The organism is Sphingomonas sp. Leaf37, from assembly GCF_920939475.1.
Taxonomy (GTDB): Bacteria; Pseudomonadota; Alphaproteobacteria; order Sphingomonadales; family Sphingomonadaceae; genus Sphingomonas.
Genome location: NZ_CAKLAX010000003.1, coordinates 378,503 through 391,612, shown reverse-complemented (window position 1 = coordinate 391,612; position 13,110 = coordinate 378,503). Strand labels below are relative to the sequence as shown.

Annotated in this window: 10 protein-coding genes; 6 read left to right on the top strand and 4 right to left on the bottom strand. The window is 64.2% G+C overall.

What is annotated here, in order from left to right:
• Positions 1-8 precede the first annotated feature (8 nt).
• Complete coding sequence (locus LRA87_RS11585; RefSeq protein ID WP_230631617.1) at positions 9-776, bottom strand: hypothetical protein; 768 nt, start codon at positions 774-776, stop codon at positions 9-11.
• Between the two features lie 175 nt (positions 777-951).
• On the opposite strand from LRA87_RS11585, the gene LRA87_RS11580 reads away from it, so the two are divergent.
• The 5 genes from LRA87_RS11580 to LRA87_RS11560 all read left to right on the top strand — a co-directional run bounded on the left by LRA87_RS11580 (position 952) and on the right by LRA87_RS11560 (position 7,781).
• Positions 952-1,350: a VOC family protein gene (locus LRA87_RS11580; RefSeq protein ID WP_056533082.1), complete on the top strand. Its 399-nt coding sequence runs from the start codon at positions 952-954 to the stop codon at positions 1,348-1,350.
• 546 nt (positions 1,351-1,896) lie between these two features.
• On the top strand, positions 1,897-4,896 hold the full coding sequence (locus LRA87_RS11575; RefSeq protein WP_230631616.1) for a DUF2339 domain-containing protein: 3,000 nt from the start codon (positions 1,897-1,899) through the stop codon (positions 4,894-4,896).
• Positions 4,893-6,239 carry a DUF3999 family protein gene (locus tag LRA87_RS11570; RefSeq protein WP_230631615.1) on the top strand — a complete coding sequence of 449 codons (1,347 nt, stop codon included), beginning with the start codon at positions 4,893-4,895 and terminating at the stop codon, positions 6,237-6,239. The genes LRA87_RS11575 and LRA87_RS11570 overlap by 4 nt, the downstream gene beginning before the upstream one ends.
• Before the next feature lie 435 nt (positions 6,240-6,674).
• A complete protein-coding gene (locus LRA87_RS11565) occupies positions 6,675-7,487 on the top strand; it encodes a C1 family peptidase (RefSeq protein ID WP_230631614.1) in 813 nt (270 codons plus the stop codon).
• Between the two features lie 6 nt (positions 7,488-7,493).
• Positions 7,494-7,781, top strand: coding sequence for a protease inhibitor I42 family protein (locus tag LRA87_RS11560; protein WP_230631613.1), 288 nt, complete (start codon positions 7,494-7,496; stop codon positions 7,779-7,781).
• Here LRA87_RS11560 and LRA87_RS11555 read toward each other — a convergent pair.
• Both LRA87_RS11555 and LRA87_RS11550 read right to left on the bottom strand, forming a co-directional pair.
• Positions 7,778-10,165 (bottom strand): S8 family peptidase, encoded by a 2,388-nt coding sequence (locus tag LRA87_RS11555; protein ID WP_230631612.1) that lies wholly within the window; start codon positions 10,163-10,165, stop codon positions 7,778-7,780. The two genes, LRA87_RS11560 and LRA87_RS11555, sit on opposite strands and share 4 nt — an antisense overlap.
• Before the next feature lie 56 nt (positions 10,166-10,221).
• Positions 10,222-11,202: an AAA family ATPase gene (locus LRA87_RS11550; RefSeq protein WP_230631611.1), complete on the bottom strand. Its 981-nt coding sequence runs from the start codon at positions 11,200-11,202 to the stop codon at positions 10,222-10,224.
• Between the two features lie 131 nt (positions 11,203-11,333).
• Between LRA87_RS11550 and LRA87_RS11545 the strand changes: the two genes are divergently transcribed.
• Positions 11,334-11,579, top strand: a complete 246-nt coding sequence (locus tag LRA87_RS11545) for a DUF6471 domain-containing protein (protein WP_230631610.1) — start codon at positions 11,334-11,336, stop codon at positions 11,577-11,579.
• Between the two features lie 297 nt (positions 11,580-11,876).
• Here LRA87_RS11545 and LRA87_RS11540 read toward each other — a convergent pair whose 3' ends face one another.
• Positions 11,877-13,037: an MFS transporter gene (locus LRA87_RS11540; protein WP_230631609.1), complete on the bottom strand. Its 1,161-nt coding sequence runs from the start codon at positions 13,035-13,037 to the stop codon at positions 11,877-11,879.
• Positions 13,038-13,110: the final 73 nt, after the last annotated feature.

Here is a 13,110-nt window from a genome sequence, read left to right as displayed (position 1 = left end):
GCGAGCGGTTACATGGGCGGCGTGATCCCGTCCTTGCCAATCGCGACGAACTTGGCTCCCGGCGCGCTCGCGTCAGTGACGACGAAAACCTTCTGACCTTTCGCCAGCACTGACCGCTGCGTCGGCTCGAAGCGGACCACCGGCGTGCCGGCCGGCACGAGAACCTTGGTCTTTCCGCCCTTGTAGGAGACGGTCAGCGTCGTCTCGCCGGACTTGCCGGCACCCTCTGTCACCGTGCCGTTAGTCATGGCACTCTGTTGCTCCACGGTGCCGTTGGTCATGGCGCTTGATCCGCTCGCATCGCCACCAGCCGCGGCGACGACGCCGGGAACGTCCCAGTCATAATGACCCTCGCCTGTCCCGCGCATCGATTCCGGGAAGATGACCAGTTCGACTGCGCGCACTGTGTCTCCGGCCCCTGTCGTTGCCGTGCCGATGAAATCGCCGTCCTTCAGCGTGGCCAGACTGGAACCGACCACCCATGCGAAGCCGGTCTTGGTGTCGAGCGGCACGGACACAGCACGACCATCATAGGTCTGCACCGCAAGAGCATTTGGACCAACGGATTGCACGACGCCGCGGACGCGGGTCGCGGTCGTTGCCGGACCCGACGCCGCTGTCCCATTTGCCTCGTTCGAGCTTGGGCCACTGCATCCACCCAAGGCGACGATTGCGCTACCGAGCAGCGCGAAGCTCTTCATGGTCATTGTGTCGCATCCCTGGATTGCGCGAAGCAGGATATCCGCGCCAAGATGTCCTGCACCGTCGTGCGCCATTTGTCTTCAGGCAACGCCGAAGCTTGGTTACTATTGCTTCGCCCGCCTGGCCGCACGCCTTTCTGCTACCCTCAGGCGACGTCGATGACGAACGAGGCGTGACTGCACGTCTGTCTCGGCTATGGGACACTTACAGGCGCCTTGCATCAGGCAGCCTTCTGTCAGGAGAGAGACCATGCTGTTTCATACGATGGTGGGTTCCAACGATATCGAGCGCTCCAAGCGCTTCTACGACGAAGTGCTGAGCGTCCTCGGCGTGAGCGAGGCCACCCTCAATATCGCAGGCAGCGGCCATACGCGCCTGTTCTACCGCAACGAGAACGGCACCAACTTCATCGTCACCGAGCCTATCAACGATGAGCCCGCGACCGTGGCGAACGGCAGCACCGTTGCATTCTCCTGCAATTCGCCCGAGCAGGTGAAGGAGTTCCATGACGTCGCCATCGCAAACGGCGGCACGTCCGTTGAAGCGCCACCGGGACCGCGAATGAGCCCATCCATGGGGGCCATTGAACTAGCCTATTTCCGCGATCCCGATGGCAACAAACTCTGTGGGATTCATTTTCCCGCATGAGCGGCTCTGGGTCGAACTCGCTATTATCGTGGCTGGCGAGCTCAACCCAGACATTCGCGGTCCGTTTCGAACTTCTCCGCCTAGGTCGGACTTTGCACGCGCTCGGAGCCGCCGCGGAGCGGTGTTACGTTCCGAAGTATCGTTCGATCTCATCCAACCGGAGCGTGATCGCTCTGCTGGGCAAATGGATAGTTAGTCTCTGCCGTTCATCGTTCGTGAAACGAGCGGCTTTGATCAACAGGTCACGGATAGCTGCCCGACCGACGACCCTGTCGCCTCCCAGCCAGCCACTGCCAAGCGCGACCTCAGGTGCCAGGATGAGGAGGCCATAAGCGTCGGATGCCAAATGCTCGGTTATGACGATGGTGCCCTTCTGCCGTGATTGCGGCTTGGCTTTAAACTGAGGATCTCGGCTTCGCGATTGGCAGGCATTTGGACCCATACCCGGTCATTCAAACAGTTATCGTCGCTCTCCGAAGCGGACGTTCGTTCAGCCAAGCGCCTCCGAACGGCTAACGCGCGATTTCAGGCGATCATAAACTGGCGATGGTGCCATTTGCCCTGCCTGGCTTGTCGCTCATCATGCGACTGGTCGCGCATTGCTGCTGTTCGAGGCTGATGCGATCGCTTGTCGACCAGCCGCCATGCGTGCGGCATGAACGGTTGACTTGGGGCGGCCAATTTGGGGGCGAGTTGATGATCTTAGGGATAGGCCTGCTCGGCGCCATCATCGGATGGTCCCTTGTCGATTTCGAGGGCTTCGGCTTTGTGATTGGCGGATTGTTCGGCATGGTCGCCGGCTGGATCCTTCGTCGGAGTGTCCGCGCCGAGGTGTTGAAGGCGACCGAGGCGCTGCAGGCCCAAATTGATCTACTGCTCATGCGCGACATCGTTGACGCTTCGTCTGCCCCATCGGCCGCGTCTGAACATCGACCGCCTGCTTCGCTCACAGACGTCTCACCATCGCAAGCGGTCGACATCCAGCCGGTGCCGTTGGCGGGTCACAGTCCATCGCCGTCCACCGCCGCACCTACCGCCCCAGTTACTCCGCTCCCCAACTCCAGCGAGCCCGGCGTGATCGAGACGCTAGCCGCTACCATCATCGCCCGTGCGAAAGACTGGTTGTTCGGCGGGAACACCATTGTCCGCGTCGGTCTTATCATCCTGTTCGTCGGCCTCTCGTTCCTGGCGAGTTACGCGGCCTCTGCGGGGCTGTTCCCGATCGAGCTGAGGCTGGCGCTGGTTGTCGGGATCGGCATCGCGTTGCTCGTCGTCGGGTTCCGCACGCGCACCGCGCGGCCTGGCTTTGGCCTGGCGCTGCAGGGGGCTGGCATCGCGACGATCTACCTGACGCTGTTCGCCGCAGCAAAACTGTACGACACCTTCCCCGTCTTTGCGGCGTTCGGGTTCATGATCCTCGTCTGCGCGCTCGGCTGCGCGCTGGCGATCCTACAACGATCGCAGGCCTTGGCAGTGACCGCCTTTGCAGGCGGCTTTGCCGTTCCGTTGCTGCTGGCAGGAGCTGGCGGCAACATCGCCAGCGTATTCGCCTATTTCACCATCCTGAACATCGCGATTCTGTTCATCGCGCGTCGTCAGTCCTGGCGATTGCTGAACTTGATCGGCTTTTTTGCGACCTTCGGCGCCGCCACATTGTGGGGTACCACCAGCTACCAGCCATCTGACTTCCTCCTGGCACAGGTCTTTCTGATCGTGTCGGTGCTAATCTACGTCGTCACAGCGGTGCTCTACACGCGTGCCACGCCGGGACGGCTCGGCCATGTCGTCGATTCCACATTGCTGTTCGGGCCCGCGTTCGCGGGGTTCGGTTTACAGGTCGGCCTTGTACACGACCGCCCATTGGGCAGTGCCTTCGCAGCGCTGGGCTTTGCGGCACTTTATCTAGGCGTTGCAGTCTGGACGATGCGACACCGGCGCCACAGCTTCAGGGTCATGAACGAGACGATGCTGGCGATCGGTATCGGCTTCGTGACGCTCGCTGTGCCGCTCGCGCTTGGCGTAGGCTGGACCTCGGCAGCATGGGCACTCGAGGGGGTCGGCGCCGTCTGGGTCGGGATGCGGCAGGCACGCTGGATGCCGCGGCTCTTCGGCATTCTGCTCCAGCTTGTCGCTGCGTTTTTGTATCTCACCTCGCTCGATGCGAATGTGGCGGCCCTCCCGCTTGCCAATCCCGGCTTCGTCGGCGCGATGCTGATTGCATTGGCAGCGTTAGCGACGGCATGGTGGCTATCCGCCCCGCTACCGCACAGCGGGTCACGCCTAGCACAGTGGTACGGCGGCTGGGAGGAACGGCTCGCCAAACCCACCTTCCTCGCCGGGTTCGGCTTCTGGTGGCTGGCCTGGGTCATGGAAATAGGCCGCAGCGTGCCCACGCGCTACGCAGGGCAGCCGCCGATACCGGTGTTCAGCCACGATCTGCAGCCCCTGTTGATGCTGCTTGCCTATGTCGCGAGTGCGTGGCTCGCCCAGACGATCGGCCGGCGGCTGCGTTGGTCCGTGGCAAGCTGGCCCAGCCATACGACGCTCCCCGCATTGACGCTGACATTCTTCGCGGCCGTCGGAACGGGCCACCATTTGCTGTACCTGCCTGACTGTGCCGTCTGGCTCGTGACGATCGTGCTGCACTTGCGGATGCTCTACCTTAACGACACCACGCCCGGCAGCCCCCCGCCTCATGCCATGTTGCGGACGACACATGTCGGTGGCGTATGGCTTGCGACCGCGATGGTGGCGGATTGCCTGTGGCTGGCGATCGACCGGGCACAGCTGTGGGCTAGCGCCTGGGCGGAGGTCACGTTCCTGACCTCGGCGACCGCAGTGCTGATCGGACTGACACTTTGGAGTGGACGGGCACTGCGCGCAGCAGCTCCCGTCTATCGCTGGCCGCTGGACCGCCATGCCGTCGGCTACGCGTGGCAGGCGGCGCTGCCGATCGCGGCAGTGGTGTTCGTGAGCACCCTGCTGACCGCGATGCTGTCGTCTGGCAACGCGGATCCCCTGCCGTATATGCCGTTGCTCAACCCGGTCGATCTCGCCCTGAGCCTGTCGCTCGCGGCGCTGGAATATTGGCGCCGCACCATCCTCGCTGCGGCTCCCACACTGCCCGGCGCGGCCGTTCTACGTGGTCCGCGGGCGCTTGCTGCGCTCGCCGGGCTCGCATTCGTAATCGTCAACACGATCTGGCTACGCTTGGCGCATCACTTCTTGGGGGTTCCGTGGGATGGCGACGCTTTGCTGGCCAGTTTCGTCGTTCAGACCGGGCTTGCGATCCTCTGGACGCTGCTCGCGCTGGCGTTGATGGTGCGGGCCTATCGCCAAGGGCAACGGGCGCCATGGCTTGGGGGCGCAGGGCTGCTGGGACTGACTGTGATCAAGCTGCTGCTCATCGACCTGAACAACGCCGGGGGCGGCGCGCGCATCATCGCCTTTATTGTGGTCGGTCTCCTGATGCTGGCGGTGGGGTATCTGGCCCCCCTGCCGCCGCGCCCGAAGGCTACCCCAGATGAAGAGGAAGCGGCAGCATGAGCGGACTCGGGAAACGCGCCGCGCTGACGCTCGCCTTCGCCGCGTGCCTCATTGGAGCAGCACCCGCCACGGACGACAATCCGTCCACCTATGCAGTGCGCGTTCCCGTCACCGCCGACAGCACATGGCCGGTACAGCGACTTGCCATACCGGCTCAGGTGCTCGCGGCAGCGCGTACCGCAGACTTGTCCGATCTTCGTGTGTTCGATGCGGCGGGGAAGCCGGTACCTATTGCGCGCATCGCTCCCGCCCAGAAGCCACTTCACCGCGAATCCCTTCCGGTGTTGCCCATCTTGGGTTCGGTCAACGCACTGAACGTCAAGGGCGTTACGCTGCGCCTCAATGAAGAGGGCCGTGTGGGGGTCGCGCAGGTCGTCGGCACGCCGGCCGGCCCCACGACGGCGGAGGTTCTCGGCGTTCTGCTCGACGCCCGCCGCACTCATGGTGCCGCTCGGAATGTCATCATCAATGCAGGTATTCCGGCGGCCCAGCCCGTCACCTTCAGCGTAGGGGCAAGTGTCGACCTAAAGGAATGGCGGGCCGTCGGAGACAAGGTAATCTACCGTCCGACCGCATCGGGTGCCGGCAACGACATATCTCTGCCGCTCGGCGATGCGACGCTGAACGGCGAGTATTTGCGGATAACTTGGCATGGGGCATCGCGGCTGCTGTCACCCGTGACGATCCGCCGCGCGACGCTCGTCACACGCGTTGAAACCACGGCCATTGGCAGCTCGATCGAGGCGACGGCACCGCCGCCGACTAATGCGCACATCTCGGAGTTTGCGCTGCCGTTTGCGGCTCTTGCCTCAACCATACGTATCGTTCCCAGGGGAGGGGAAGTGATCGTCCCCATTCGGATCCTCGGCCGCGACAGCCGCGAGCAGCCATGGGCACTGCTGGGAGAAGGCACTGCGGCTCGTCAGGGCATGGGACAGGCGAAAGGCGGCATCCTGCTGGGCAACCGGGCCTACCGCATGTTGCGGATCGAAGCCGATTCGCGCTCCGCTGGCTTTTCGGCGGCTCCCGCGATCACGTTCGATTTCGCACGCCGTGAGATCGTGTTTTTGGCGGTCGGCAAACCTCCATACACGCTTGCGGCCGGGCGGGCGGCGACAACCGCCGCCTACCTGCCACTCGCCAGCATAATGACGCAGGCACCGGATGACAGGCTAGGCACCGCCACAACCCTAGCCGCTGCGCGAGACAGTGTCATGCGGCTGGAACCAATCGGTGAAAGCAGAGCACGGCAAGCGCTGCTCTGGGGCCTCTTAATCGGCGCAACCGCTTTGCTGGGTAGCATGACGTGGTTGTTGTGGCGCCGCGGCAATACAGCAAAGTGACCCAACATCGGCCATTCGCTTCGACAATCGGCCTAATTGAAACCGGACGCTCGTTCACGCATGGCCTAGTAGCTGGATCTGGGTCGACTGCCGGCCAGCAGCTTTTAGACGGTCACAGTTGAGAAGCGGACGATCATTTGCACGACGGAAACCGAAAAGACGGTCCTGTCAGGCTAACCCACATCCGTTTTGCTTACCGGTCGAAGCGCAGCTGGGTCTGATGTTGACCGTAAACAAGTCGAATCCGACCGCGCGTCGTGTCACGTATTCAGCGCGGATCGCCGTCGACCGAACCAAATAGGAAGTTCGCCTCATTGATCTCATAGCACCTTAGTCAGCGATATGGACGAGTTTCAGTTGGACTGCTGCCTGAATAAGTTGCGATGCTCGCTTGTGCATGGCCCCCGGCCAAGACATCGTTTAAAGGGGACCGCGATGCTGACTATTCAAGAAATCGAGAAGGCAATCGCCGACGAAGCGCCGGGCAGCTGGACCGCCGGCGAAAACGCCGTCTGGGGGCGACTTGGGACCGAAGGCGGAGCTGGACTGTTCGGTCTAAAAATCGGCGACAACCAAGGCAAGCTCAAGGCGGCGGCCGAGGACTTCGACGCGCTTGGGGCTCCGCCCCCGCCCCCGAAGTTCGACTGGCGCGACCAAGACGGCGGCCGCCTCGGCGCCGTCCGCGACCAAGGGCTACACTGCGGAGCATGTGTGGCCTTCGCGACGATCGCGACCGCCGAATCACGGCATTGGGTTGCCAGCGGCGACAGCCTGCAGCTGTCGGAAGCCGAACTCTTCCACTGCAATGGAGGCTCGTGCGACAACGGCTGGGGGCTTGCCGCGGGCCTCGACGCTGCGACCAACGGACTCGTACTGCTTTCCGACGCACCGTGGGTGGACAATCCTACCTGCACGGGAGCCTCTGCCGCGATCAAGGTCAGCGGCTACGCCGAACTGACAAACTTCGACGCGCGCAGGCGAGCCATCGCCCAAGGCCCCGTCGTTGCCGGAATGGAGGTCTACGAGGACCTGTCCGGCTACATCGGCGGCATCTACCGGAAGGTCGTCGGCGGCTTCCGCGGCCATCACGCGGTATGCGTCGTGGGCTACGATGACGCCGACGGCTGCTGGATCGCCCGCAACAGCTGGGGAACCGGCTGGGGCGAGGGCGGATACTTCCGCATCGCGTACGGCGAATGCAAGATCGACGACCTGCCCTTTTATTCCTGCGAAACGCAGGCGGCCTGAGCATGCATGCGGCACATCGCTGAAGGCGCGACCATCGATGTCTCCCCAGCAGAGACCTTCGTCGTCGAGCGGAAGACGCTCGACGGCGCGGGATACCGGACGGCGGTGGAGACGCCCGACGGCGTCGAGCACGTCGGCACCCGGGAACCCGGCGCCAGCCAGTTCGGAGGAAGGCCGACCGTCCAGGAATCATTCCGCTGCATGCGGCCTGGCGTCTACGAGATCCGCTTCGTCAGCCGCCGACCTTGGCAGGAGGCGACTCACGTAGTCACGTCGAAGGCAAGGTGCCTCTAAACCTCAATGGTGGCGGCAATCTCCGCGGCGATCTCCGTGTAGATATCCTCCTCAGGCGTCCGGATGCTCACGATCAGCGAATAGCGCGCCTGCTGGTCGACCCGCTCGAGGTCCTCGCCCCACCAGCCTTTCCTTGGAAAGACCATCACCGACCCAATGCGCGCAAGATCCTGCGCTGGTAGCGTCAGGCGATCGTGCTTAAGGCACCCCTTCCGGCCGTCGCGCAGCGCGCCACCACGTTCCTTGGCCCCAAAAGCCCAGCCGAGCGGCGGCGCGTTTGACCGCGTCCGCGACGTGAATGCACCGTTGATGCGGGCCACAGCCTCGTCGTCGCTCTCATCGGGCCGCTTCACGTCGAAGTCGAACCCGTGCGAGGCGTAAAGGTCATAGTCGCCCCTCAGCGCCGCGCCTGGGTTGGGCTCCACGAAGTAGGACAGGGTGATGCGCAGTTCGGCCTCGACGTCGTCCAATCCCGAAAGCACTTCTTCGTGGAAGGGCAGCGCGTGACTCCGCATGTATCCCAAGACGACGCCGTCACCGTCGTCGTTGAGCCGAAGCGGCAGCAGTGCGCCCTGCGTGATGTAGGTGAGAGAGTCCTCGGCGTTGTCCATTGCCCGCCCGAGATCTGGGCGCCCGTAGCCGTATCGCTCGAGCAGCGCCGCCTCCACGCTGCCACGGATCGGCTCCGCGTCCCGGGCACGCGCAACCATGGCCGGCGTGTGCTCGGCCGAGTGCACCACGAGCCCGCGGACGGTCTCGGGCCACAGCGTCGGATACTCGGCTTGCAGCCGCGCGCACATGCCCGACACGGAGGCCGTCGCAGCGCTCGTCATGCCGGTCAGGGACAGCGGCGCGTTCGCATCGAAGTTCGTCGTCAGCAGGCAAAGATCGGCGTGGTTGGACAGGTCTTGGCTCGCCGTGTCAAACATCTGGTTTCCCCCCTCGAAGACCACGTCCGGCTTCATCGGCGGCTTGTGGCTGCGCTCCCACGCGCAGGCGGTCCGCGACCATGGCGAGAGATCCCCAACCGGTGCGAGCGGGCCGTGCGTTCTCGGAACGCCGTCGAGATTCGTGCAGGCCGCGACCGTGAGCGCGTTCCACGCCTGGGCCGGCGTGAGTAGCCCGGTAGTCTCGTTGAGCGTTTGATAGTCGTTGAAGACTGTGGGAGGCTCGAGATTGCCCGCGGCGATGCAGAAGAGCCGCTCGCTGCCTACCTCCGAAGCCAGCTTGTCCAGCTCACTGGAAAGCGTCGCCACTCCGCCGTCCGAACCCTCGCTCGGCGCGCTCATCGCGAAGCAATAGGTCCGAGGCCGATCATCCGCGTCCTCGACCAAGTCGACCGCGATCTTCACCCGCTCGGCGGGAAGCCGCCTGTCGTTTATGCCGTCAGGCAGTTGGACGACCACGGATTCGAGCCGGATGGGCAGGTTGACGGCGCCGCCCGCGATCAGCGAAGGGAGGTCATCGAACAGTGCGAGGCCGGCCATCTTGGTCCCATGGCCCTGCCAGTCCTGGGGGCTGCCGCCGTTCACGTTGGCCACCGTGTCGAGCGAGCCGCTCAGCAGCGGGTGCGCCGCCCGCACCCCGGTGTCCAGCAGGCAAACCGCGGGCGCGTCAGCATCCGCGACGACGATACGATTGGCGGCGGCCTGGACGGCCGCCTGCTGCACTCCCTTCGGGACGTGTATCAGCTCGCTGACGAGCGCCGACGCCGGCTTCAGCTGCGATATCGCGCCGCTAAGCGCGAGCTTCTCGAGATCCTGCCGGGTCGCCTCGACCGACAGGACCCGCACCTGACCAAATTTAAGTGGCCTGCGTGCCTTTAGATCGAGCCGCTCCAGCACCTCCTGCAGCCTCGGCTCCGCGGCGCGCTGGACCCAGATCTCCCAGCGGATCTCCTCGTCGTCGTCCGGCAGCGTCTGATCGGAGGCCCACAGGTCCTCGACGGCGGTAAGGACAAGCTGTGACTTTGACTCAAAGAAGTCGAAATTCATGGGACGTCGCCTGCCCTCGATATGGCTGTTGTATCGCTCCGCCGCCGCCTCGAAGTTATCGAGCGTGTCGGAGTGGAGCGCCACGTTGAGCCGGGCTTCGCCGCCAAAACCGATCGCCGACAGGACGTCGTTCCTCCGGCCCGGGACCGATCGGGACACCCCCCAGCCGGTGCCTGCACGTACGCTCAGTGGAATGCGCGTCGGATCGACGTCCACCAGCGCGCGGGCGTCATTGATCACCGCACGTAGCTCGCCGATGATCCGGCCGCTGTTCGCCCTTCGGTTCTGGACGACCGGGGGATGCGTCGTTTTGCCACCGCCTCCCTTGACCGAGAACTTGTAGCGCGGCCCGGATGCCGGGATCAGTAGGTGAGGACGTTCTGCAACCATGACGAAAGTGTAGTCGACGGCCTCAACAGCGCAACTACGTTAACTTCCCATTTTGGCTATTTCGAACCGCGTCGTTCCGCGATTGCCGACAGCAAGATCGGCGTGTCGATCGACGCGCCATTACTGAGAACGGCCTCGCGCGCCGCATCCTCGGCGGACCTGATCATCTCAGCCTGACTCATTCCTGTCGCCGCCTTCTCGATGCTGGACCACTCGATGTCAGCCAGATCGAACGGCTTAAGCGCCTTGAGATAGACCTCGCGGATGCGATCGAAAGGTAGGAGGCCATACTCAATCGCGCCGTCGAAGCGGCGGAACATCGCCGGATCGAGCAGTTCCGGATGATTCGTCGCCGCCACGATCAGCGAGTCTCCGTCGTCCTCGTCGAGCATCTGGAGGATCGAGTTCAGAGTTCGGCGCGCCTCACCGACGTCGTTCCCCATCAACCGCTTCGTCGCCAGCGCGTCGACCTCGTCGAAGAAGTAGACACCGCGAGTGCTGCGCATGGCCTCGAACACGAGCCTGATCTTCGAGGACGTCTCACCCATGTACTTCGTGATTACGCCGTCCAGCAGTATCGTGAAGAGCGGAAGGCCGAGCTCTCCGGCCAGCGCCGAGGCCGTGAGAGTCTTCCCGGTCCCGGGCGGACCCGTCAGCAGGAACTTGCGGCGCGGCTTCAGGCCGTGCGCCGCCAACTTGGAGCGGTGCCGGTGTTCCTCGACGATGCGCAAGAGCTTCTGCAGGACGCTCTGGTCGAGAACCATGTTCTCCAGACGCGTCATCGGATAGCTAGCGGACACGAGTCCCGCCAGCTCTCCCTTCGGGCGCACCACCGGGATCGGCCCGCCCCGAAGCTGGACGACTTTCTCGGCGCGCTCGCGCGCGTCCTGGATCATAATCCTAATCTGGTCTGCAAGATTCCGGTGACCACGCTGCGCGGCCTCCGAAGCCATCTGAAGCGCGACGGTCTGGAAGCGCGCGTCATCACGCTCGGAAAACGAGCGCACCAAAGCCAATAACTGCGCCTGTGTCGCCACTAGCCTTCCCTCAGCTTGGGTCGCCTTAGAACGTTGATACGTCGTGTCAAAGTTGCCTTGCCCTCAAAAATAAGGATAGCGTAACATATAAGCCATCTCTATGCCACATATGACAGATTTAGTCCATTTTTATGATTTCATCTAAGGCGAACAACGTACCTGACACGTGGGAGGGCCGTGCCGCGCGCCTTGTCCGCGCACGTCTTGCTTTGTCCGGGATCAGTCAGAAGGAACTGGCCGAACACCTGTCTCGGGACGGTCGGAGCGTCACGGCCGCGAGCATCAACAGCAAGATCGCACGCGGCACCTTCAGCGCCGCGTTCCTCCTCGAAGTCCTCGCGGTGCTTGGCGTGAAGAGCGTGGAGTTTCCCGACTGACCGGACGTTGGCGCGTCATCGCGACGCTGGCCCATTTGGGTTAGCTGCTGTCGTCGACTGATGAACGCATGTCCGCTTGGGCTAGCTCGCCGCCCAAAAGCGGACCGACCGTCATCCACCTCCGGCAGGCGTTTGAGTCCCCTGCCCGGCTGCCGGAACGAACGTCCGCTTCTCACGATCGCCGCCCAAAACCGGACAGGCCGCTCTCCACCCAGAATCACCGATAAGCCGGACGTCGGTAAATCTTGCCGGGCTATCGAATAATGGCTCGGGCAGCGTTTATATCCGACGCACGCTTCAGGCAGGACAAGACGCGGGCCGCCGTCGGCGGACTGACATCAGCATGACCAGCGCCGCCGCCGCCATTGCCGCGCCCGCCAGCGATACCGCCGGCAGGCCCAGCCCCGCGCCGATCACGCCGCCGCCCAGCGCTGCGCCGATCGCGTTGCCGAGGTTGAACGCGCCGATGTTCATCGCCGAGGCGAGGTTCGGTGCGTCGGCGGCGGCTTCCATCACCCGCATCTGCAATGGTGGCACGATCGCGAAGCTGGCGATGCCCCAGATCAGGATCGCAGCGGCGGCAGGCAGCGGCCAGTGCATGACGCCGGCGAACGCGACCAGCACCGCCGTGAGCACAACGAAGCTGCCGACCAGCGTCCGCTCGATTGACCGGTCCGCCAGCCGCCCGCCCAGCGTGTTCCCGATCGTCAATCCGATGCCGTACAGCACCAGCATCCCGGTGACGAAGCCGGTCGAGGCCTGCGTCTCCTCGCGCAGGATCGGCACGATGTAGGTGAAGACCGTGAACATCGCGCTCGCCCCGACGACGGTCAGCACCAGCGCCGCCAACACCGGCCCTCGCGTGAGAATTCGCAGCTCGGCACGCATGTCGCTGTCCTGCGTGACCGGCAGCGACGGCAGCGCCATCCGCAGCGACAGCATTGCGACTGCGCCCACGCCGGCGATCACGGCAAACACGGTGCGCCAGCCCAGCACATCGCCCGCCCAAGTCGCCAGCGGCACGCCGCCGATCGTCGCCACTGTCAGCCCGGTGAACATCGCCGCCACGGCGCCCGCGCGCTTGTCCGCAGGCACCAGCCCGGCCGCCACGACCGATCCGACGCCGAAGAAGGCGCCGTGGTTGAACGAGGTGACGACGCGCGCGATCATCAGCGTCCAATAGCCGTCCGCCAGCGCCGACAGCGCGTTGCCGAGCGTGAAGATGCCCATCAATCCGACCAGTAGCGTCCGCCGGTCGATCCTTGCCGTCGTCAGCGTCATCAGCGGCGCGCCGATCAGGACGCCCATCGCATAGGCGCTGACCAGCAGCCCGGCGGCGGGAATCGACACGCCGAGATCGGTGGCGATGCCGGGCAGCATCCCCATCGGCGCGAACTCGGTGACGCCGATGCCGAACGCACCCGCGGCGAGCGCGAGCAGGGGAAGGTTGAGGCGCATGACGAACGATCCTTTGTTGATCGCGCCGAGATGATGGCTTGCGCGCCCGGCCGGTAGCCGGAGAATGGGACCA

Excerpts from the sequence above, each read along its gene's own strand:
- LRA87_RS11585 (WP_230631617.1), bottom strand. The coding sequence starts at position 776 with ATGGCGCACGACGGTGCAGGACATCTTGGCGCGGATATCCTGCTTCGC.
- LRA87_RS11580 (WP_056533082.1), top strand. The coding sequence starts at position 952 with ATGCTGTTTCATACGATGGTGGGTTCCAACGATATCGAGCGCTCCAAG.
- LRA87_RS11575 (WP_230631616.1), top strand. The coding sequence starts at position 1,897 with ATGGTGCCATTTGCCCTGCCTGGCTTGTCGCTCATCATGCGACTGGTC.
- LRA87_RS11570 (WP_230631615.1), top strand. The coding sequence starts at position 4,893 with ATGAGCGGACTCGGGAAACGCGCCGCGCTGACGCTCGCCTTCGCCGCG.
- LRA87_RS11565 (WP_230631614.1), top strand. The coding sequence starts at position 6,675 with ATGCTGACTATTCAAGAAATCGAGAAGGCAATCGCCGACGAAGCGCCG.
- LRA87_RS11560 (WP_230631613.1), top strand. The coding sequence starts at position 7,494 with ATGCGGCACATCGCTGAAGGCGCGACCATCGATGTCTCCCCAGCAGAG.
- LRA87_RS11555 (WP_230631612.1), bottom strand. The coding sequence starts at position 10,165 with ATGGTTGCAGAACGTCCTCACCTACTGATCCCGGCATCCGGGCCGCGC.
- LRA87_RS11545 (WP_230631610.1), top strand. The coding sequence starts at position 11,334 with ATGATTTCATCTAAGGCGAACAACGTACCTGACACGTGGGAGGGCCGT.
- LRA87_RS11540 (WP_230631609.1), bottom strand. The coding sequence starts at position 13,037 with ATGCGCCTCAACCTTCCCCTGCTCGCGCTCGCCGCGGGTGCGTTCGGC.